The sequence below is a fragment of the Cyanobium sp. ATX-6F1 genome (assembly GCF_047395825.1).
Taxonomy (GTDB): Bacteria; Cyanobacteriota; Cyanobacteriia; order PCC-6307; family Cyanobiaceae; genus ATX-6F1.
In genome coordinates this window covers 718,764-738,834 of record NZ_JBCEBF010000003.1, presented here as the reverse complement: position 1 = coordinate 738,834, position 20,071 = coordinate 718,764, and the positions used below count along the sequence as shown (strand labels likewise).

Below are 20,071 nucleotides of genomic sequence, written 5' to 3'. Positions count from 1 at the left end.
CTATGCCCGTCCACTTTAACGGGGCTCAGGCGCGAGGGATGTCCATGGAGTCAACCCTGCCGCCTCCAGAGGCAGCGCCCCACCCGTTCAATGTGAGCCAGCAGATCGGCGGGTAGCTCCCGCTGCAGAGCGAGATCCACCCTCCAGGGCAGCAGCAAATCCTCTACCCGGTCCATCACCCTGAGCAGATCGCCATGGCTGATCGATTCACCGGCCAGGCAGAGATCCACATCCGATCCAGGTTGGTGCCGTTCCATCGCTCTTGAGCCATACAGCCACACCTGATCCACGCTTGGCTGGTTGCGGAGCACATCCAGCAGCTTCTCTTCCGCCGCTGCGGGCAAGCCAGGAATCAGGGTCATGGGGGGCTTCCTTAAGACGGAGCTTGAGCCGCTCCCTCAGCTGCTGATAGCTAAGGAGGTAGGAGCCTTGGATGTGACCGATGATCTCCAATGCGGTGCTGCTGTTGTAGGTATGTCTCGTGATGTTGCGGTCTTGAATCATCAACATCCAGGCCTCCCCATCGCCGATCAGCCCAAGCCGGAAGGCTTCCCGCAGCGTGTCTCTGGAGCCAAGTAGATCGGCATTGCCTTCGCTGCGCAACAGATCCCTGAGGCTCCCGTTCGTTGAGCTCGGGCGGCTCGAAGAACGATTCAAGCTGCTCTAGGGCCCGGCAGAAATTGGAGTAGCGCTGCTGCCAGCGCACATCTTGTTCGACCATGGATTGGCCTGGATGGAAGCCCTAGAGATCTCTGTTGCCAGATTATTCCTTATCGTTGGTCCAGGGATGGACTGATTTTGATGAATTCTTGACGAGGCCTAAGCGCACCGTGAATGTCCACGTGTCCAAAACCAACTTCTCCCTATGGATGGATGCGGCCCATCCAGGTGAGATGCCCCTTGAGCAGGCCGCCATCCAACGGCGTCAGGGGGTGCTACTTGAGCCTTCTTGAGCCGTGCCCTGCTGCACGACACCCATGCGCTGCTCTGGTGGCTGGCGGACTCGGATCGAGGAACGGCCCGCCCTGCTGGCCCATCAGGGTTTTGAGGTCCTGGCCTTGAGCCTGCGCCATGGCCTCAGGGCCGCGCCGCGCGGGCCACGGCGGCTTCGCAGTGGGCCAGCAGAGCTTCGAGGCGCCCCATCAGCACGGTCCGCTCCGCCGGTAAGGCGAACGGGCCCTCCTCGTAGCGCGCCTCCACGGCGAAAGGTTGCAGCTTGAGCAGTAATGGATCGAGGGCCAGCTCCGCCAAGGCGGCCAGATCCGCCAGTTCGTGGCTCCGGGGCGGACGCTGGTCGCGGAGCACGATCAGGGTCTTCAGCAGTTTCTCCACAGCCTGCTGGGCCGTGAAGCCCCAGTCTTCAGCCGGGCAACTTGGATCAAGGCCAAAGCTCAGGGTCAGCAGGTGACGCCGCACCAGCATCAGCAGCAAGGCAGCATCCTCAGCCGGAGACATAAAGCACCTGGCCCTCCCGGGCCACATCGCCGAGCACATGCCAGCGGGAGCCGGCGAGGCGGCCAGCATCCTCAAATCCGACCACCACCAGATCAACGCCACAGCCCAGCGGCCCGAGGGTCTGGCGGTAGGCGTACCACCGCTCCGCCTTCGTTGAGGAAGTCAGTGTTCCCTCGCGGCAGATCACGGCGAGATCGAGATCGGAATCCGGCCAGGCATCGCCCCTGCCGCGCGAGCCAAACGCCACCAGCGCCAGCACCCCGGGGGCCAGGGCCAGGCGCTGGAGGGCCTGCAGCAGTCGATCGGGATCGAGCCCGGGGCCAAGATCCAGATCGGCGGGCAACGGCCGGGGGGCTGCCCAGGGAAGCGTGCCAGCGGCGGCCACCATTGGTTTGAGCGCCCGATCTGTTCACAAGCTAGCGGCGCTGCCTTGGCGCACCACTTCAACGCACCACTTAGACGCTCCACAATGGCCCCATGAACCGTTCCGCCGATGGCCTTCCCGATGGGGCCCCCACCGACCATTTCGGTCGCTTGCAAAGCGACGACGCCCTTCGCCATGCCCGTGCGCTCCTTGACGCAATCCGTGCTGCGCTGGCCTGAGCCCGAGGAGATCCTGCGCCAGGTGGAAGGCTGGGCCGCTGAGCAGGCCGCTTCCATTCCCTCCCTGCAGCGGGTCGCGGTGTTTGGCAGCTACGGCCGGGGCAGCGCCGGTGTGGGCAGCGACCTCGACCTGCTGCTGATCGATGCGGCCGCCAGCGGCCCCCAGCACGAGCGTCTGCGGGGCTGGCCCCTGGAGCAGCTGCCCCTGAGCTGCGATGCCCTCGTGCTCACCCCCGCGAGCATGCCGACCTGCTGGCAGAGGGATCCCGGTTTGCCCTTGAGCTGCAACGCGACGCCCGCTGGCTGTGGCCGCCGGCGCTCGCCTCCGAGGCGATCTGATTCAGCCCTGCAAATCGGCCAGCAGTCAATGCCGGCAGAGGGAGTTGATGCGTCTCCGTCGGAGCTGGATCATGAAGTCGTTCGAGCAACGTGGCTTTGCCGTCTCCGTACACCATCGTCACCGCCGCCCGCGACCGCAGCGCCCAGCTGCGCCGCACGGCCGCCTCGATCAGCCGCCATGGCACCCATGCTGAGCATCTGATCGTCGATTGGTCTTCGGATCCGCCGATCACGGCGGCCGATCTGCCCGCCGATGCCCGCCTGCGCCTGCTGCGGGTGGAGGGGGAGCAGCAGTGGTGGCTGAGCCGGGCCTACAACCACGGCTTTGGGCAGGCCCGTCATCCCTGGATCCTCAAGGCCGATGCCGATGCCCTTCTGGAGGAGCCGTTTTTTGCGGGCTTCGATCCGGCGGCCGCCACCCTGCAGATCCGTCAGCTGCCCGGGGGGCTGATGGGTCTGGAGGGCCCCAAGGGCGCGGCCAATCTCGACGACCTGGGGCTGTTCGCCGTCGAACGGCTCGCCTTGGTCGACGTTGGTGGTTTTAACCCCTACCTGTTGGGTTGGGGTTTCGATGACATCGACTTGTTCGAGCGGCTGTTCCTGCGCCCCGGAGCCACCTTGGCCCACCTGGCCCCGGCGGGGGTGAGCAGCCTGCCCCATGGGGTGGCCCTGCGCCTGGGGGCACCGGAGCAGCATCCAGAACCCACCTCCCCCTGGCTCAGGACCTGGGCCCGGCGCTGGCAGGTGCTACGCCAGCAGGCCCACTTGGAGGCCAACCGCACCATGGCGGCGCTCACGCGCTTCAGCCCCGCCGCCCCCGCCGCCAGGCTTGAGGCCTCCGCCTCTGTCTTGCACCGTCTGCCGCCGGCTGTGCTCCTGGAACGGCGCCGCGCCCTGCTGCGCGGCTGGCTGCGGCGGCTGATCGGCCGCCATGGGGCCGCCGTGGCCTCGGCCGTGCCCGCCGCCTGGCTTCCACGCCTGTTGCGCTGGCTGTCGATCAGCGATCTGCCCCGCCTTCCTGCAGCCGCACCACCGCACTGATGCGCTCGATCCAGTCCCGGCGCTCGGCCACGTAGGCCGAGGCCTCGCGGCGCAGGCGCACCCCCAGGTGCGGATGTTGGTGGCTGGGGCTGGCCTCAGGCTCCAGCGCTTGCACCAGCGCCAGCAGCGTGCCGGCCTGGTCGCTCACCAGGTCTTCCAGATCGAGGCTGTGCACCGGAGCGATCTCCCTTGTCCCCTGCTCCAGCCAGCTGAGATGGGCCTGATACTCGGCCATGGTCTGGGCGATGGCGCTCCGCTCGAGCAGTTGGCCGATCGGCAGCCCCTGGTGGGTGGTCACCAGCCCCAGATCGAAGGCGCCCGTGCAACGGGAAAAGTGCAGCGAGGCCATGGCCGCCACTTGATCCCGGCGCCGCAGCCGCACCACCAGCGCTGGCTCTGGCCGCAGGCCAAGGGCCTCAAGCGGTGAGGGGAAGTGTCTGCGCAGCACCTGCTTGAGCGACCCACGTCCCTGCTGGGCCTGCAGTTTCAAAGCGAAAAACGGCGTGCCCGTGAAGCTTGAGCGGGCCGAGCGCTCCTTCACCAGGGTTTGGAGCCAGGCCCGGGAGCCCACCTGACCGAAGCGTCCGAGGATCGAGCGGTAGAGCGGGTTGGGGTTGAGGTATTCGGTGGGCCTGCCGTAGCCCAGTGGCCACAGCAACCGGCAGAGGTGGAAGGAGCCGGAACGCGGGGGCGCCACCACCACCAGCAGACGCTTGGGTTCCTCGATCGCAGCCACCGTCGCTTGGGTGGGGGAGGAGGCATCGAACCAGGGCGACAGCAGCTCCAGCTCCCGCAGCGGCTCCCGCTCGATTCCATTGCCGTCGTTCATCAAAAAGCCACCCGCGAACGGGTGGCCGTGACGTGAGCCGATTGTGCCAAAGGCTCAGACGATGAAGTTGATGTCGGTGGTCTGGAACAGATCCTTGCCACTGATCAGCGTGGTTGTGGCGTGGGCTGCCGTGAAGATGATCGACTGACCACCGTTGGTGATCGAGGCGCTGATCCCCTTGTCGACAACAATCTTGTCGACACCACTGGTGAAGTCGGTGACGGTGTCTTTGCCCCCAACGAAGGAGTGAGCACTGAAGAAGAGGGTGTCGTTGCCGGTTCCCAGGGTGATCAGATCGCTGCCCTTCCCTGCCAGCACCCAGTCGTTGCCTGCTCCGGCATCGATCGTGTCCTTGCCAGAACCGCCGAAGATCTTGTCGTTGCCGTCACCACCAAAGATTTTGTCGTTGCCAGCGCCGCCGTAGATGGTGTCGTTGCCCGCACCGCCTTCGATCGAGTCATTACCCTTGCCGCCACTGATCCAGTCGTCGCCGTCGCCGCCACTGATCAGATCGTTGCCGGATTCGCCCAGCAGGATGTCGTTGCCGTCACCTCCGTTGATCAGGTCATTGCCGGAACCACCGAAGATCAGGTCGTTGCCAGCGCCGCCATCGACAAGGTCATGGCCCTTGCCAGCGAGAATGAAGTCGTTGCCTTGGCCGCCGTTGACCAGATCGCTGCCCTTCTTGGCCGTGATCAGATCGCTATCCGTGGTGCCGCTCAGCAGATCGGACTTGTTGGTGCCAAAGAGGAGGTTGGGGTCGCTGTAGTCGCCCCAATTAATGGGTGGAAGAAGCGGTTCTGACATCGGGCTGCAGCGATGGGTAGCGATAAGCTAAAGGAGATCGGCCTGCGAAGTCAAGCGAGTTAAGTTTTGATTTGCTGACATGCGCCGAACCTGGGTTCTTGACTTACCCCAGAAGCCCAGCTAACTGGAGCGTTGTGAAGGCTCTCGTGTCGGGTGCTACGGGTTTCTCCTTTTTTCATGGAACCCTCAGATTCGTTGGTTCACCGAGCCAAAGGAAGCTTGACGTTCGGCCGCCGCCGCGGGCCCTGAGCTGGGTGAATCCCGATTCGAATGGGCCGTTCAAGGCAAAAAAAGGCCTCCAGGGGAGGCCGTTGCTTGATTGGTGGGCTGTGCAGGCTTAGCCGATGAAGTTGACCTGTTGAAGATCTGTTGCTGCGAACAGCCCCGACTGACTGGTGACCGTTGTTGTGGCACCACTGGCAACGATGGAAAGAACAACGGACAGACCGTCAGAGCTGATCGTGGCCGTAATTCCGGCGTCGAAGGTGAGTTTGTCAACTCCAGAGGTGAAGTCCTGCCAGATATCGGTTGAGGCGCCGATTTGGTCAGCCGTGTAGTAAAGGGTGTCGATGCCGAGTCCAGTGAAGATGCTGTCGCTGCCCGCACCGCCACGAACCAGATCGTTGCCGCCACCAGAGCTGATCGAATCGTCTCCAGCGCCGCCACGAATGTAGTCGTTCTGGCTGGAGCCGATGATCGAGTCGTTGCCTGTGCCACCGTGGACGTAGTAAGCAAAGCCACCGCCACCCGAAGGTGCTTGGCCACCGGCTGATTGGGCCACAGTCTCGGTCGAGCCAATGGAATCGCCCGAGACTGCGGCAGTCGTGTCAACGACACCGCCGTTGTAAGGAACGGTGGGATCGCCGAGGGTGATCGCTTTGCCGGCATCAGGAATCGGCACACCGGCCGAATCCAAAAGCTGGACGGATTCAACGATGGCACCGTCACCGATAACAGCAACGTTGGCGGCCCCAGTGCCGAGGTTCAGGGTATTGTTCAGGCCGGAAACAACGACGTTGGCTGTCTGTCCTGGTGCCGCATTGGTTGTAGTGAAGGTCTGGCTGCTGCCGGTCAGCTGAACGGGGGCAGTGGTGGCATCGACCGCATTGACATCTGAGCCCGCAGGAACATCTGCTACAGCTGTGGGATCGGTAAATACTGGTGATGAAGGGAGAGTGGGTTCTGACATATTTAATGTTCGAGAGCAATTTGTTGGTGCAACCTTACCACGGGCAACTTAGGTTTCAAGGCCTCCCCCTCGCATTGTTCAGTAAATTCTCTGAAATAGCCAGGGAATGCACGGGATTGCTGATGTCGTGGGGACAATCTCAAATTCGTCCACTTGGCGCGGGAGTGCTTTGGTGCTGGTGCTCAGTAGGTCGAAAATCCAGTCCTGGAGAGGGGTTTGGGGCTGCTCCTCGCTGGGGGAGGGGGTCCGAATGGCGCCTTGATCCTCTTGAGATCTGGTTCACAAGCGCCTTGGCGTGAATGTCAGGGGTTGCTGATGGGGGTCCTCCAGGCGCAAGAGGGGGGTGATTCGTTTTGAAAATGTATTTTTTACGACGGCAACAGGGCCTCGAAGCGCCTCCGCTCAGGTCGATTCGGTGGCTCGCGCGAACAGCTCCCAGCCGCTGAAGCGCCCCAGCGAGCGGCCTGGCAGTTGGATCAGGCCCACGGGCGCCAGCACCAGGCCTGCGCCCCTCAGTGACGAGCCCAGCAGTGCCGAGCGCAGCAGGAGTGGCAGGTGGCGGCCTGCCGGGCGCTCGATCACGGTCAGATCGATGCGCTCCAGCTCGCTCAGGCGCCGCAAAGGCCGTTCAGCTTGCACCGAGAAGCCCGCGGCACCGAGCGCTTCGGCCACCCGGAATGGATCACGGCTGGCCACGGGGATGACCTCAGGCGGCGTCGTCCAGGCCCCGGCTTCGAGCAGCCAGCGCAGGGCCTCGCCATGGCGCCCCTGGATCAACACCACCCCGGCCTCGACCGTTTTCAGCAGGTTGCGCAACCGAAGCCGCGCATCGAGCGCTGGGGGCTCGGGCCAGCGGCGTCCCAGGCTCGCCCGCCGCTGCAGGCGCAGCCTTTCCCGATCCAGGGAATCCAGGAAGGCCGCGTCGTCGGGCAGGGCTCCGAGTTCCCTCAGGCGTTCGTAGGTGGTCCAGCCGCGGCTGGCCGCCAGGGCGTTGGCGCGCAGCTTGAGGCCCCAGGGGTGGGAGGCCGCGTAGCCCAAGCCGGCTTCAGCGCATTCCAGGGCCTCATCGAGGGCCCCTTGGTCCAGCAGCAGCCTTGCCAGCTGGAACCACATCAGCGGCTGGTCGGGTTGGGCCTTAAGGCTCAGTCGGCTCCAGAGTTCACCCTGGTGGGCGTTGCCACAGGCCCGTTGCACCTGGGCCAGACGCGTGGCGAGCAAGGGATCCTCCAGGGCCTCGCGCATCAGGGGATCGAGGGCCGCCAGGGCCGCCCGCGGGGCCTGGGCCGCCAGCAGCCGCTGGCTCAGCTCCATCAGGGATTGCTTGCCGGGTGAGGGCTCCTCCCGTAGCCGGCGCACCCAGCCCTCCAGCTCGGCGGGGTGGGCCCCCTCATCGAGCCGTTGCTGCAGCCCTTTCCATGTTTCCGACCGCGGCGGCGGCGCGGTCGGGCGTTCGCCCCCTTCGAGCAATTGGAGCGTGGCCTCGCCGATGCCCTCAAGCAGTTGATCGGCGACCGGGGGCAGCAGGCCCCAGGTGCGCCAGCGGGCGGCGGCGGCCGTGGCTCCCACCGCCACCAGCCGCTCGGCCAGCACCTCGCAGTCGGCGGGGTCGGGCTCGCCGGCTAAAGCCGCAGCGGCCAGTCGGTCCAACAGGTCACGGTCGGTGGTCAGGGCGCTCATGGCGTGCTCAGCAGGGCACTCAAGGCTTCGGCGCAACGGAGGGGATCGAGCTGGATGGGTTCCACCAGAGGGCCTTCAAACACCAATTCCCGGTAGAGGTGCGGCGTCTCGGCGGATTGGACGCAGCGGGCATACCGCAACGACTGGAACTGCACGATCCCATGGAAATAGGGCGGGGCGTAACGGGGTTGGTGCAGTTCCAATACCCGTGTTCCCGGCCGAGCGAACACCAGGCTGGCCAGGGCGCCGCCGTGGGGGGCCACCACCAGTTCGCTCTCGGCAAGGGCGGCCGCCTGCTCCTGCAGGCTGAGCGCCCCCAGGTCGATCGGCTCCAGCGCCAGCCCCAGCTGCTCAAGGTGCTCCAGCAGGGCCGCTTCGCCCCATACCGGCCGCCTGGCCGAGGCACCCCGCCCCAGCCACAGCCGCCGCCGACCAGCTGGCCCCTGATCGCCCGGCAGCAGCCGTTGGCGCAGCCAGTGCTGGGCCTGCGCCGAAGGCCAGCCAAAGCGACCGGCGTAGGCAGGCACCAGGAGCCGTTCCGCCCGGATATGGGGATGGACTCGGGCGTCGATCAGCTGGGCGGGATCCAGGCCCAGCAGCGTGCTGAGCACGCCCAGGCGCTGGGGGTCGTTGCCGCCGTTGTGCCAGATGTGCAGTTCCGCCCGCTCCGCGGGATCAAGGGCCTCCAGGGCCAGCCCCAGCCGCGGCAGCTGCTCCAGGAGCCAGTGGTAGTGGATCTCGGCCGAAAGATCCGCCACCGCCAGCACGCTGCCAGCCAGTTCCAGCGGTTCGCCGCCGGGCTCGGGTTCCGCAGCTGCCTCCAGTTCGGCCGCCGGAGCCCAGGCCGCCTCGGCGCAGGCCGGCCAGGCCTGGGGGTAGCGGCGGCAGAGGTCGGCGCGCCGGTTTCCGTCCCGATCCGCCACCACCACCGCTCCGCTGGAGCCCCAGGGGTTGGCGAGGGGCGGCCGCAGCCAGGCCCGTCCGCCGGGCAGGCAGGTGGGAGAAGCGCCGCTGTCGGCCCCAAGGGCGGCAAGGGGATCGGTGAAGGGCGGGATCCAGAGCTCGCAGCCGGGGGCCAGCGGCTGCCGCTCCCAGGCCCCCAGGCTGGCGAGGCCGCAGTCCAGGCAGTTGGGCCCGCGGCAGCGCCGACTGACCGCCAGGGGTTCGGGCCGATCACTCAGCCCGTCGAGGACTGAAGCGGGGAACGCTGCCGGGCCCGGCGGGTGGCTCTCCTCCAAACGGTCGGCGAGTTGTTCGAGCGCCAGCGCCCCGGTGGCCGCATGGGGGCGGTGCAGCCGTGCCAGGGCCCGTAGCAGGCGGGGATCGGGCCGCAGGGCGAAGGCCTGCTCCAGCCGGGCGATGGCGCTGTCGCCGCTCTGGCCCCAGCAGAGCCCTGCCCAGGCCGCCAGCAGCTCCACCAGGGCGTCCACCAGGGCGTCCACACCGTCCTGCCCACCGTCCCAGGCCAGCAGTGCCGCGCACCAGTCCAGCCCCTGGCAACGGACAGGGGAGACCGCATCGCTTTGCGAGCGCCAGGCGTTCGCCAGGAGCTGTGGCCCCCAGGGCGCCCCATCCAACACAGCTAGCTCAGCGCCCAGTTGCCGCTGCCAGAGGGCCAGGCCGGCCCTGGCGTAGCCGAAGGCCAGCAGGCTCCAGCCCCGTTGCTGGTTGGCCGCTGCCGTGGCCAAGGCGGTGGGGGATGGTTCGGGAAACGGCTGGCGGTCACGGCCCCGCAGGTAGCCCGCCACATGCGATTCCAAGCTCTGCCAGGCCGGATGGGCCAGCAGGGTGGCGGAGCTGAACGCTTGGCCCTCCCGCTGGCTTCCCTTTTCCACCGCCTGGGCCAGGTGCAGCCAGGTGCGCGCCGGTCCCTGGGGGCTGGCGCCCCAGGCCGTGCGCCAGAGCTCCTGGGCTAGCGCGTCGTCGCCTTCGCTCCAGGCCTTCCAGGCCGACCACGACCGCGCCCCCAGCAAGAGCTCCGCCTGTCGTTCCGCCAGGGGGTGACCAAGGGGCAGCTCCTTCAGCCGCTGCCCCAGCACCCACAACAGCGCTTCGCTCTGGGGGCGCAGCCGGCGACTGGCCCCGCCCGGATGCACCCGGTAGCCGCACAACACCTCCTCCACCCAGGCCCCGCGCACCCCGGCCAGGGCCAGCCGCAGCAGCAGGTCCACGTCCTCGGCATGGCGCAGGCCGGGATCGAACCCCCACCTGCTCAAGGGCACTGCGGCGCAGCATCCAGGCGCTTGGCAGCACCGCCTTGTGGCGAAAGGCCGCCTCCGGATCGAAGCCGGCCCCCTCCAGCCAGGGCTTCACGGTGTGGAACCCGCTGCCGCTGTTGGCCCCATCGTCAGGGCCGGCGGCTTCCTCGCTGAAGCGGTTCCAGCCACAGAGCACCTGCCCCAGCTCCGGCTGGCGTTCCAGCCGCTGCGCCTGGGCCGCCAGCCGCTGCCCGAGGCAGAGGTCATCGCCATCGAGGAAGGCCACGAGCGGGGCCGTTGCCGCCTGCCAGCCGGCGTTGCGCGCCGCCGAAACACTGCCGGCTCCCTCCATCCGCAGCAGGCGCAGCGGGGCCTGCTGGCCCAGCTGCTGCCAACAGCGCCGCAGCACCTCGGCCGAGCCGTCGCTGGAGCCGTCATCCACGGCCACAAGCTCGTAACTCACCCCCGTTGATCGGCCAGGGACGCCAGGGTGGCGGACAGCCAGGGGGCCGCGTTCCGGAACGGAACCACCACGGAAACCCGTGCAATCATTGGGCCCACTGAGCCATGGTGGCCGCTTGAGCATGGGATACGGAACCACTCCCCCCTGGCAACCCCAACCTTCCCAACCGACGAGGCCCAGTCTGCGCAGGGCCCTGATCCATTGGCTGGGCGGCCAGGGGGCCCCGGTGCTTCGGCAGCACCTGCTTCCGCCCCTTCTTCCGCCCCCACCTATCAACCCCAGGGGATGCCACCGGCTGGTTTTGCCGCCCCCGCGCCTCCACCGCCGGCCGATCCGGCCCAGGTGTTGCAGCAGGCCGAGCGTTACTTCGCCTACGCCGAGCTGCTGGCGCACCAGGGCTCCGGCGATCTGGCCGGAGCGGTCTACCGCCAGGCCTACGTGGGCTTGCGGGCGCTGTTCGGCGCCGCTGCGCCGTCGGGTGTGTTCGCGCAGCCCGTGCTGCCCCCGGCGCGATCGGCTCAGGCTCCCAACGCCGTGGCCCCTGTCCCGTTCCGCGGCGCCCCCCGCGCCGGTGTCCATGGACCAGCTGCTGAGGCCCCTCAAGGAACGGCTGAGCACAGCCACGGCCGTCGAGGTCGAACAGCAGCTTTTGGGGATGCTGGGTCAGGGCCAGCGCCATGAAGACCTCACCAACCTGCTGGGGCTGGCCACCCTGCTGCAGGATCGCCGCGACGAGGCCGAGCGCTGGTTCCGCGAAACCGTGACCATTAATCCCCGCCATTACCGCTCCCTGGTGAATCTTGGCGGCCTCTGCCTCACCACCGGTCGCCCGGAGGAGGCGGTGCAACTGCTCTCCCGTGCCATCGAGCTCACCGATCCCAACTCCTCTGAGGCCCTGGCGGCCCTCACCAACCTCACCCTGGCGAACCAGCAGCTGGGGCGACCGATGGATGCCGCCCAGTTGGCGCTGCGCATCTTCCGCATCAAGCCCGATCACCTCCGCCCCGAGAGTCTGGCCTCCGCCTCACAGACCCTCGAAGAGATGGGCGATGACCAATCGGCGATCGAGTTGCTGCAGTACCTGCGCGGCCGTGGGGCCGGTCCGGAGCTGATCCGGCGCCTGGCGCAATTGCTCGAGCGCCGTGGCGACTTCCAGCAGGCGGCCATGGTCTACCGCGATCTGCTGGCCAACCCTGGAGCGGCGACCCAAGCCCCATGAGCGAGCAGAACCTGCCCCCGGCCGTTCAATCCCTCAGCGATAACCTTCCCCTCCCCAACGCAGATCTGATTCGTTCCCTGGCCGCCGCAGAACTGCTGGAGGCCTACCTGCAGCGCCAGATGCTGGAAGCCCTCTGCGATCAATTGGGCGGACCGGATTCCGACCGCGCTGACGATCCCAGTGAGGCCCTGCTGGCTTACGGCAAACGCCAGGGCCTGGCCTCGTTGGAGGAGCTCGATGACTGGCGCCAGAGCCGTGGCCTTGGCCTGGATCAGCTGGAGCGCCTGGTGGGCTTCGAGGCCAGGCTCCAGCGGGCCAGCGAGACCCTTTGGGCCTCGGAGGTGGCCTCATTGTTTCTGCAACACCGCGCCGACTTCGACCAAGTGGTGATGAGCGTGGTGCGCATCGACGACGCCGACCTGGCCACTGAGCTGTTCTTTCAGATGCAGGAGGGTGAGCTGAGCTTCCCGGAATTGGTGGAGAACTACGCCCAGGGGCTCGACCGCACCAACCGCGGCATCATCGGCCCGATCCGCGTGCAGCAACTCAATCCCCTGCTGGCCAAGGTGGTGCGCCGCTACAAGCCCGGTGTGCTGATTCCTCCCCTCGATGTCAATGGTCGCGTTCACCTGATGCGGGTCGAATCCCTCCAACCCGCCCAGCTCGATGGCCCCCTGCAGGATCAGCTGTTGATTCGCCTGCGCAGCCAGTGGCTCAGCCAACAGCTGCTGCGCTTGCGCCAGCGCCTGTTGGAGGCCGCTTGGGCCAGCCCTGAGGTGATCACGGCGGAGGTGGTGGCCTGATGACGAGCTCCAACAGCCTCGCCCAGATCCTTGCGCGCACGCCCCTTCTTCAGGGCTGCCCCGGGCCGTTCATCGCCGCCTTGGCCGAGCAGTCGCGCATCGTGCAGCTGCCCATGGGCCAGCCCTTTCAGCGGGCCGGCCAGCTGCCCCCCGGGGTCGCCCTGCTGCTGGAGGGCCGCCTGCGCCGGCTGCTCTCCAAGCCCGGCGCCGCCCCCTGGAACCTGGGCTTCGTCGAGCCCGGCGACTGGGTGAGCTGGAGCGCCATCTGGCGCGCCGAACCGGAGGTGACCCTCACCGCCTCCAAGCCCAGCGCCCTGGTGCTGATCCCCGCCGCCGTGGCCCGGGCGGCCCTGCAGCAGGAGCCCACCCTGCGCGCCGCCCTTTCCAGCCCCAGCTTCGAGGAGGTGGCCGTGCTCATGGCCGCCCATTGGGAGCAGCAGGGCCTGCAGCAGCAGGACCCCCTGCCGCGCCTGCGTCAGCTGCAGCGGGAAAGCCGCTTGCTCAGCCCCGAGGAGCAGCTCCCCGAGGGCCATCTGATCATCTACAGCGGTCCCGGTCAGCCCGGCGGCCTGCAGACGGGTGAGCGCCTGGCACCGGAATCAAGCCAGTGGCGCCAGCCCATCGATGGCCTGCCGCCGCGGGTGCTGGCGGTGCCCGAGGGGCCCTGGCGGCCCCCTGCCCGCCGATGTGGAGCCCGACACCACCGGTGCTGCGGCCCTCACCGTGCGCCGCAGCACCTCGCTGGTGGGCACCCCGTTGGAGGCGGAGCCTGTCGAGGATCAGCCCGACCACCAGGCCGCCAGCGATCCGGACATCAGCTTCAGTGCCAGGGCTGGGGCCGCCAGCAGCCGCGTGGACCAGGCCCTGGCCTGCATCCTCCACCTCACCGCCTCCCGCCGGATCTCCTTTTCCGAAGATCTGGTGCGCCGCAACCTCCTCGATGTGGAGGAGCGCCTCGGAGCCCTCAAGTTGCCCCAGGTGGGCCTGCAACTGGAGGCCCTGGGCTTCGAGACCCGCCCCCTGCGCGCTCGCCCCTGGGACCTGGCGCGCATGGAGCCCCCGGCGATGCTCGACATCGACGGGGCCCTGGTGTTGATGCTGGCCGCCAGCGGCGGCGGCGTGTTGATCGGTGATCCGCGCTTCGGCCTGCGCCGCTATGGGCTGCGCCAGCTGGAGCAGCGCTTCCCCGAAGGTCTCGATCTGCTCGTGATCCGCCAGGGGCGCCTGGAGCGCGAGAGCACCGAGTTCGGCCTGGGCTGGTTCCTGCCCGCCTTCCTGCGCTACCCCAACCTGCTCTCGCTCACGCTGCTCACGGGCTTCGTGGCCAAGATGCTCGAAGCGGTGTTTCCGCTGGGAGTGCTGTTGCTGCTCAATGAGGTGGTCAGCAAGAACAACCAGTCGTTGCTGGTGCCCCTAACCCTCATTTTGGTGGTGGCGGCCGTCGCCGCTTCCTTGCTCGGTGGTGTGCGCGCCCTGATCACCGCCGATCTCTCCGATCGGGTCGATGTGCGCCTCGGCTCCACCGTGGTCGAACATCTGTTGCGCTTGCCGCTGCCCTACTTCGAGCGTCGTTCGGTGGGCGCCATCTACTACAACATCAATCAGCTTTACCAGATCCGGCAGTTCCTGGTCGACCAATTGCTCGGCGTGGGCCTCGATGTGGCCTTCAGCGTGGTCTTCCTGGTGGTGTTGCTTGCCATCAACCCCACCCTCACGTTGATCATCCTGGTGATGGTGCCGATCCTGGCCGTGCTCAATCTCACCACCACGCCGGTGCTGCTGCGCCTGATCAACCAGAGCACGATGTATGCCTCTTCGGCGGGTTCCTATCTCGTCGAAGTTCTGGGCGGCATGCGCACCGTCAAGAGCCAGAACTTCGAGGTGGAGGCGCGCTGGGAATGGCTGGATCGCTACCGCCGCTACACCAACGCCCGCTTCCGCATCACCCAGCTCAGCAGCCTCACGGGCGAAACCGCCAAGCTTGTGAGCCATCTGATCGAGATCACCACGTTCGTGGTCGGGGCGAACCTGATCCTGGCCAACCAGCTCAGCATCGGCGCCCTGATCGCCGTGCGCCTGCTTTCCGGCCAGCTGGTCTCACCCCTGATCAAGCTCTCCTCGCTCTGGCAGGCCTTCCAGGAGATGCGCAACTCCCTGGGCTGCATCGGTGATGTGATGAACGCCATCCCCGAGGTGGGCGAGGAGGATCTCCAAGCCCTGCCCCTGCCGCCCATCCGCGGTGAGCTCCGCTTTGAGGGGGTGAGTTTTCGCTACGGCGACCGCGGCCCGCTGCTGCTCGATGAGCTCGATCTGCACATCGAAGCCGGCCAGCTTGTGGGCATCGTGGGCCTCAGCGGCAGCGGCAAGAGCACCCTGGTGCAGATGATCGATCGCCTCTACAACCCCAAGGGCGGCCACATCTACCTCGATGGCTACGACATCGAGAAGGTGCAGCTCGCCAGCCTGCGCCGCCGCATTGGCTACGTGCCCCAGGAGAGCCTGCTCTTCGGAGGCACCGTGCTCGACAACATTCGCCTCAACAACCCCGACGCCGACATGGAGGCCGTGATCGCCGCCGCCAAGGTGGCCGCCGCCCACGAGTTCATCCTCGAGCTGGCCAATGGCTACGCCACCCCCTCGGGGAGCGGGGCTCAGGCCTCAGCGGCGGCCAGCGCCAGCGCATCTGCCTGGCCCGCACTGTCCTCCAGGATCCCTCCTTCCTGATTCTCGATGAGGCCACCTCCGCCCTCGACGCCGACACCGAGCAGCAGGTGTGCAGCAACCTCTCCCACACCTTCCAATCCACCACGGTGCTGTTCATCACCCACAGGCTCACCACCTTGGTGAACGCCGATCGGATCATCTACATGGAAAAGGGTCACATCATCGAAGATGGCAGCCATGCGGACCTGGTCCGTGCCGGCGGCGCCTACGCCACCCTCTACGCCCAACAGACCAGCAGCCGCGGAGCAACCTGAGCGATGGCCAACGAACCGCGGCGCTGGAACCCCTTCACCAGGCGCACCAAGCCCCAATCCCAGGCCCTTTCCAACCGGGGCGCCGATCGCACCAGCCTGGCGCGGCCCATGGACCTGCGCCTGGAAAGCCGCCCCACCCCCTGTTCCCGATGGTGCTCGGCGGCTCGGTGGCGGTGCTGGTGATCACCGCCGTGGGGGCGGCCGCCTTCGTCAAGGTGGATCAGATCGTCACGGTGCAGGGCACCTTGAAAACCAAGCGCTCCACCCAGGACATCAAACCGGATCAGCCCGGCGTGGTGACCGCTGTGCTGGTGAAGGAAGGGCAGCTTGTCGAGAAGGATGCGCCCCTGGTCACCCTCGACACCACCATCCTCAAGGGGCGCCAGCAGGCCCTCTCCACCCAGCGCACCCAACTCACCACCAGCAGCCAGGCGGAGGTGAGCCGCCTGCAGGGGGCCCTGGCCCAGCTGGATTCCACCGAGATCGGGCTCCAGAGCCAGATCGCCATCAACCGCCAGCAGCTCGAGTCCCTGCGCGCCCTTGAACGCCAGGGGCGGCCTCGCGCTTCCAGCTGCTCGACTACGAGAAAACCGAAGCCCAGCTGGAGGCCCAGCTGCGCCAGAACGCCGACGAGCGCATCAAGCTGCGGGCCGAATCCTCCCAGCGCCAGGCGGAGCTGGCCCGCTCCCGGGCCGACAACCAGGCCAACACCGTCGAGAACACCGAACGGCTCCAGCGGGTGGTGCTGCGCGCCCCCGTGGCCGGCACGATCCTCAATCTCAAGGCCAAGGGCAGCCTCGTGGTGGGTGCCAACGAGGTGCTGCTGCAGCTGGTGCCCAGCGACAGCCTGCGGGCCGAAGCCTTCGTGGCGAATCAGGATCTGGCCTTCGTGCGGCCTGGGCAAACGGCCGACATCGCCTTGGCCGCCTACGACCGCAGCAAGTACGGAACCATCGGTGGCACCGTGACCACGATCGGCACCGATGCCCTGCCCCCGATGCCACCTACAAATTCACCCGCTTCCCCATCGATCTCAAGATCGCCCGTCAATACGTTGAATCGGCCGGCAAGCGCTACCCCCTCCAGGCCGGCATGGCCCTCACCGCCGACCTGCGCCTGGAGAAGCGCACCGTGCTCGATCTGTTCATGAGCTCCGTCCTGCGCAACACCGACGCCGTTCGCACGATCCGCTGAGGCCCCGGTGCGGGTGCTGCTGGTTCACCAGAACTTCCCCGGCCAGTTCCGCCACCTGGCTCCGGCCCTCCAGGCCGCGGGCCATGCGGTGGCGGCAATCGGCAACCGCACCGATGTGCCCCCCTTCCGGGGGTGCGCTATCTCCCTGCAGGCGGCGATGTGGGCGACGAGCTGCGCCAGCCCAGCGCCGAAGCCCGCTGCCAGCGGCAGTTCGCCCAGGGGCGGCGGGTGGCTATTCAGCTCCAGGTCCTCGCCCAGCGGGGCTGGCACCCGGAGGTGGTGGTGGGCCATCCGTTCTGGGGGGATCTGCTTTTCCTCGACGATGTGTTCCCCGGGGTGCCGCTGGTGGCCCTGATGGAGATGGATCTGCTGGGTGTGCCATCTCTTGATGGCGCCCCCGGCCCGCCGGCCCAGGCCTGCTGCAGTGGACCACCCTCCAGGCCGCCCGGCGCATGGCCGCCGGCCTCACGGCCACGCGCTTCCAGCTGTGCACCTTCCCCGCCTGGCTCCAGCCGCGCATCGCCGTGATCCACGAGGGCATCGATCTGGAGCGTTGCCGGCCCAGCCCGGTCAGCAGCCTGCGGCTGCCCGATGGCACCTTGCTGCGGGGCGGCGAACCGCTGATCACCTACAGCAGCCGCAGCCTGGAGCCCCTGCGCGGCTTCGACACGTTCATGCGGGCCCTGCCGCAGGTGCTGGCGCAGCACCCGGCCGTGCGGGTGGTGATCTGCGGCGAGGACCGCAGCGCCTATGGGCCGTCCCCCTCCGCTGGCAGCAGCTGGAAACAGGAGCTGTTGCGGGAGCTGGGATCCCGCCTTGATCCGGGCCGGGTGCACTTCCCAGGTCTGTTGCCCCATGGGGCCCTGCTCGATCTGTTCCGCCTCAGCGCCGCCCACGTGTATCTCACGGCCCCCTACGTGCTCAGTTGGAGCCTGCTGGAGGCCATGGCCTGCGGAGCCCTGGTGGTGGGCTCCCGCACCGCCCCGGTGGAGGAAGTGATCGAGCACGGCCAGGAGGGGCTGCTGGTGCCCTTCGATCGACCGGAGGCCCTCTCCGGCGCGCTGCTCCAGGTGCTTCGCCAGCCGGCCTCCTTCGCCCACCTGCGCCTGGGTGCCCGGCGCCGCATGGCCCGGGAGTTCGACCATCGCCGCTGTCTGGACAGCCAGATCGAGCTGATCGCAGCCGTGGCCAGGGGCGAGGATCCCCTGGCCACGGAACCCGCGCCCTCCCATGGCTGAGCAGGACCCGCGCCAGATCTGGTGGGAGCAGGCCCGCGCGGCCCTGGCGGAGCAGGACTGGCCGCTGCTGGAGGGCAGCTTGCTGCGGATCCTGGAGGTGAGCCCGGGGCAGGCTGAGCTACTCGATCTCCTCGGCCATGCCCTGCTGATGCAGGGTCAGTTCACCCGCTGCCGCGAGGTGCTGGAGCAGGCCCTGGCGGCTGGCAGCACCAGCTTTTGGACGCCCCACAAGCTCGGCGATGCCCACCGTGGCCTGCAGCGCCCCGCCGCCGCCATCCCCGCCTATGAGCAGGCGCTGCAATGGGGCAGCGACAGCCCGATCACCGTGCGCAATCTGCTGGAGGTGCTCCATGGCGATGGGGCGATCAAGGCCCTGGGCCGCCTGGAGCGGCTGGCGGCCGAAGCGCCTCAGCCCTGGAGTTGGCAGGAGCCCGCCCCCTGGCTGCAGGGGGCCATGGACGCGGCCACCCGGGTGCAGGGCACCGCCCTGGCGGAGTGGCTCTGCGTGAGGGGCTGCCCCGATCCGGCCGTGCGGGCGGTGGTCTGGCAGGAGAGCCTGCACCGGCTGGATCTGCCGGCCACCCTGGAGCTGCTGGGTGGCAGTTCCTTCCCCTCGAGCGCGCCCTGAACGCCCGGATCGAGGCCCTACTCCAGGGCCCGTAGGGGGTGATCGGCCGCCAGGCCTCGGGCCAGTTCGGCGCGCCCCGGCTGGCGCAGCAGGCACCCCAGCCGCTGGCGCACGACCGCCGCCAGGGTGTCCGGGGCCAGCCGCTGGCGCACCGCCGAGCGCCCCGCCTGGGCCAGGCGCCGGTGGTACGCGCCATCGAGGGCCAGTCGCCGCAGGGCCGCCGCCGCTCCATCCAGGTCGGGTTCGGCCCAGGGCCAGCCCTCGCGGTAGTCGCCTTCGGTGCGCCGGATCGGCACCAGGCGATGGGGCACCAGCTCGGCGCTGCCCGGAGGCATGAAATCCAGATTGCCGGAGTAGCCCGTGGCCACCACCGGCAGGCCCCCGCCATCGCCTCCGCCAGGGTGAGCCCGAAGCCCTCGGCCCGGTGCAGGCTCAGCAGCACGTCGGCCTCGGTGTAGAGGGCATCCAGCTGCTCCAGGGGCAGGTGGCGATCGAGCACGTGGATGCGCGGGTCGCTCCGGGCCCGCTCCCGCAGCGCCTCAGCGGCATCCGGAAATTGGAGTCCGCTGGAGAGTTTGAGCACCAGCCGGGCGGGGGGAAGCGTCGCGCTCCCACCCGCTTCCGTTCCACGGCCTGGGGGAAAGGCCCGCAGGAAGGCCTCGATCGCCCCCACCGGGTTCTTGCGCCCCACCGTGCTCCAGAAATCGAAGGCGAACAGCACCGTGAACGGCGCTCCGGGCCGCCGGGGGCACCGTCAGCCGCCGCTGGGCCAGCCGATCTGCCCGGCGCCAGTCGATCAGGTGCGGCAGCGCCGACACGGGCACCGGGCTGCGCAGCGCCAGGGCCTGGGCCGTGAAGGTGGAGGGGCACCAGAGCTGGTCCAGCCCCGCGAACCCTGCCTCCCAACCGCTGGGGAACGCCTCCAACTCCCAAGCCCAGTAGCCAATCCGTAGGGGCGCCCGCAGCTCGAGCCGCTCCAGCAGGCCATCGGTCTGTCGCAGCACATTGGGATTGGTGTGCACCAGATCGATCGCCGCTGGCTCCCAATCCCCTGACTCGGGCAGCGGTTGGTCGTTGATGTGGGTGGCGAGGGGGAGATCGCGCCACTGCACGTGCACACCGGCCGCCGCCAGGGCCCGGGCCGTGCAGCGGGCCCCCTCCCCAGCCCGAAGCCCCCGCTCAGGTGGCCCCAAAGGTTGACGGTGAGCGCGATCGCCCTGGCCCAGCTCGGGCGATCATGGCACCGGCGGTCTGAGCGGCGCCCGATCTTGTGACCGTGGTGCCTGAACCTTCCACCACCAACCCCGAACACTGGTACCGCCAGGGGGCCCAGGCCCTCGGTGAGCACCAGCTTGAGGCGGCCGCCCAGGCGTTCTGGAGTTGCCTGGCCATTGACCCCCGCCACGCCAG

Annotated in this window: 22 protein-coding genes and 4 pseudogenes; 13 read left to right on the top strand and 13 right to left on the bottom strand. The window is 68.1% G+C overall.

What is annotated here, in order from left to right:
* Positions 1-50: 50 nt before the first annotated feature.
* The 4 genes from AAF143_RS15895 to AAF143_RS15880 form a co-directional block, all read right to left on the bottom strand.
* A complete protein-coding gene (locus tag AAF143_RS15895; RefSeq protein WP_414027519.1) occupies positions 51-317 on the bottom strand; it encodes a nucleotidyltransferase domain-containing protein in 267 nt (88 codons plus the stop codon).
* Positions 208-603, bottom strand: a complete 396-nt coding sequence (locus AAF143_RS15890; RefSeq protein ID WP_414027357.1) for an HI0074 family nucleotidyltransferase substrate-binding subunit — start codon at positions 601-603, stop codon at positions 208-210. Before AAF143_RS15890 ends, AAF143_RS15895 begins: the two co-directional genes overlap by 110 nt.
* Positions 604-1,077: 474 nt before the next feature.
* Positions 1,078-1,455: a HEPN domain-containing protein gene (locus AAF143_RS15885; RefSeq protein WP_414027356.1), complete on the bottom strand. Its 378-nt coding sequence runs from the start codon at positions 1,453-1,455 to the stop codon at positions 1,078-1,080.
* Entirely contained in the window at positions 1,442-1,843 is a 402-nt protein-coding gene (locus AAF143_RS15880) for a nucleotidyltransferase domain-containing protein (RefSeq protein ID WP_255010005.1), read from the bottom strand. The genes AAF143_RS15885 and AAF143_RS15880 overlap by 14 nt, the downstream gene beginning before the upstream one ends.
* Positions 1,844-1,948: 105 nt before the next feature.
* Between AAF143_RS15880 and AAF143_RS15875 the strand changes: the two genes are divergently transcribed.
* Positions 1,949-2,599, top strand: coding sequence for a nucleotidyltransferase domain-containing protein (locus AAF143_RS15875; RefSeq protein ID WP_414027355.1), 651 nt, complete (start codon positions 1,949-1,951; stop codon positions 2,597-2,599).
* A complete protein-coding gene (locus AAF143_RS15870; RefSeq protein WP_414027354.1) occupies positions 2,494-3,438 on the top strand; it encodes a glycosyltransferase family 2 protein in 945 nt (314 codons plus the stop codon). The genes AAF143_RS15875 and AAF143_RS15870 overlap by 106 nt, the downstream gene beginning before the upstream one ends.
* Here AAF143_RS15870 and AAF143_RS15865 read toward each other — a convergent pair.
* From AAF143_RS15865 to AAF143_RS15840, 6 genes and pseudogenes are all read right to left on the bottom strand, one after another.
* Positions 3,395-4,267, bottom strand: coding sequence for a Stf0 sulfotransferase family protein (locus AAF143_RS15865; RefSeq protein ID WP_255010011.1), 873 nt, complete (start codon positions 4,265-4,267; stop codon positions 3,395-3,397). The two genes, AAF143_RS15870 and AAF143_RS15865, sit on opposite strands and share 44 nt — an antisense overlap.
* A gap of 54 nt (positions 4,268-4,321) precedes the next feature.
* Positions 4,322-5,074 (bottom strand): calcium-binding protein, encoded by a 753-nt coding sequence (locus AAF143_RS15860; RefSeq protein ID WP_255010013.1) that lies wholly within the window; start codon positions 5,072-5,074, stop codon positions 4,322-4,324.
* 337 nt (positions 5,075-5,411) lie between these two features.
* Complete coding sequence (locus AAF143_RS15855; RefSeq protein WP_255010014.1) at positions 5,412-6,263, bottom strand: calcium-binding protein; 852 nt, start codon at positions 6,261-6,263, stop codon at positions 5,412-5,414.
* Between the two features lie 402 nt (positions 6,264-6,665).
* Entirely contained in the window at positions 6,666-7,940 is a 1,275-nt protein-coding gene (locus tag AAF143_RS15850; protein WP_255010018.1) for a hypothetical protein, read from the bottom strand.
* Positions 7,937-10,162, bottom strand: a complete 2,226-nt coding sequence (locus AAF143_RS15845; RefSeq protein ID WP_414027353.1) for a glycosyltransferase 61 family protein — start codon at positions 10,160-10,162, stop codon at positions 7,937-7,939. Before AAF143_RS15845 ends, AAF143_RS15850 begins: the two co-directional genes overlap by 4 nt.
* Positions 10,163-10,391: 229 nt before the next feature.
* Positions 10,392-10,724, bottom strand: a pseudogene (locus AAF143_RS15840) (glycosyltransferase family 2 protein); the annotation flags it as partial.
* Positions 10,725-10,886: 162 nt separating this feature from the next.
* On the opposite strand from AAF143_RS15840, the gene AAF143_RS15835 reads away from it, so the two are divergent.
* From AAF143_RS15835 to AAF143_RS15825, 3 genes are read left to right on the top strand one after another with little or no spacing between them, the layout of a single operon-like run.
* Positions 10,887-11,282 (top strand): hypothetical protein, encoded by a 396-nt coding sequence (locus AAF143_RS15835; RefSeq protein ID WP_414027352.1) that lies wholly within the window; start codon positions 10,887-10,889, stop codon positions 11,280-11,282.
* Positions 11,257-11,820 (top strand): tetratricopeptide repeat protein, encoded by a 564-nt coding sequence (locus tag AAF143_RS15830; protein ID WP_414027351.1) that lies wholly within the window; start codon positions 11,257-11,259, stop codon positions 11,818-11,820. The genes AAF143_RS15835 and AAF143_RS15830 overlap by 26 nt, the downstream gene beginning before the upstream one ends.
* Positions 11,817-12,623, top strand: a complete 807-nt coding sequence (locus AAF143_RS15825) for a peptidylprolyl isomerase (RefSeq protein ID WP_255010026.1) — start codon at positions 11,817-11,819, stop codon at positions 12,621-12,623. Before AAF143_RS15830 ends, AAF143_RS15825 begins: the two co-directional genes overlap by 4 nt.
* A 127-nt stretch (positions 12,624-12,750) precedes the next feature.
* On the opposite strand, the gene AAF143_RS15820 is transcribed toward AAF143_RS15825, so the two are convergent.
* Complete coding sequence (locus AAF143_RS15820; protein ID WP_414027350.1) at positions 12,751-13,041, bottom strand: hypothetical protein; 291 nt, start codon at positions 13,039-13,041, stop codon at positions 12,751-12,753.
* Between the two features lie 206 nt (positions 13,042-13,247).
* Here AAF143_RS15820 and AAF143_RS15815 point away from each other — a divergent pair.
* The 8 genes and pseudogenes from AAF143_RS15815 to AAF143_RS15780 all read left to right on the top strand — a co-directional run.
* Positions 13,248-15,203: pseudogene (locus AAF143_RS15815) on the top strand (peptidase domain-containing ABC transporter); the annotation flags it as partial.
* Between the two features lie 191 nt (positions 15,204-15,394).
* Complete coding sequence (locus tag AAF143_RS15810; protein WP_414027349.1) at positions 15,395-15,601, top strand: hypothetical protein; 207 nt, start codon at positions 15,395-15,397, stop codon at positions 15,599-15,601.
* Positions 15,602-15,604: 3 nt separating this feature from the next.
* Positions 15,605-15,784, top strand: coding sequence for a hypothetical protein (locus AAF143_RS15805; protein ID WP_414027348.1), 180 nt, complete (start codon positions 15,605-15,607; stop codon positions 15,782-15,784).
* Positions 15,751-15,984, top strand: a pseudogene (locus AAF143_RS15800) (biotin/lipoyl-binding protein); the annotation flags it as partial. The gene AAF143_RS15805 and the pseudogene AAF143_RS15800, both read left to right, overlap by 34 nt.
* Positions 15,985-16,172: 188 nt before the next feature.
* Positions 16,173-16,535 (top strand): annotated as a pseudogene (locus AAF143_RS15795) (HlyD family efflux transporter periplasmic adaptor subunit); the annotation flags it as partial.
* 392 nt (positions 16,536-16,927) lie between these two features.
* The gene (locus AAF143_RS15790; protein WP_414027347.1) at positions 16,928-17,323 is read left to right on the top strand and encodes a hypothetical protein; all 396 of its coding nucleotides are present in this window, start codon (positions 16,928-16,930) and stop codon (positions 17,321-17,323) included.
* The gene (locus AAF143_RS15785; RefSeq protein ID WP_414027346.1) at positions 17,248-18,033 is read left to right on the top strand and encodes a glycosyltransferase; all 786 of its coding nucleotides are present in this window, start codon (positions 17,248-17,250) and stop codon (positions 18,031-18,033) included. Before AAF143_RS15790 ends, AAF143_RS15785 begins: the two co-directional genes overlap by 76 nt.
* Positions 18,026-18,661: a hypothetical protein gene (locus AAF143_RS15780; RefSeq protein ID WP_414027345.1), complete on the top strand. Its 636-nt coding sequence runs from the start codon at positions 18,026-18,028 to the stop codon at positions 18,659-18,661. The genes AAF143_RS15785 and AAF143_RS15780 overlap by 8 nt, the downstream gene beginning before the upstream one ends.
* A 17-nt stretch (positions 18,662-18,678) precedes the next feature.
* Here the strand turns inward: AAF143_RS15780 and AAF143_RS15775 are convergent, their stop codons facing one another.
* Positions 18,679-19,029 carry a hypothetical protein gene (locus AAF143_RS15775; RefSeq protein WP_414027344.1) on the bottom strand — a complete coding sequence of 117 codons (351 nt, stop codon included), beginning with the start codon at positions 19,027-19,029 and terminating at the stop codon, positions 18,679-18,681.
* A gap of 171 nt (positions 19,030-19,200) precedes the next feature.
* The gene (locus tag AAF143_RS15770; RefSeq protein WP_414027343.1) at positions 19,201-19,854 is read right to left on the bottom strand and encodes a hypothetical protein; all 654 of its coding nucleotides are present in this window, start codon (positions 19,852-19,854) and stop codon (positions 19,201-19,203) included.
* Positions 19,855-20,071: the final 217 nt, after the last annotated feature.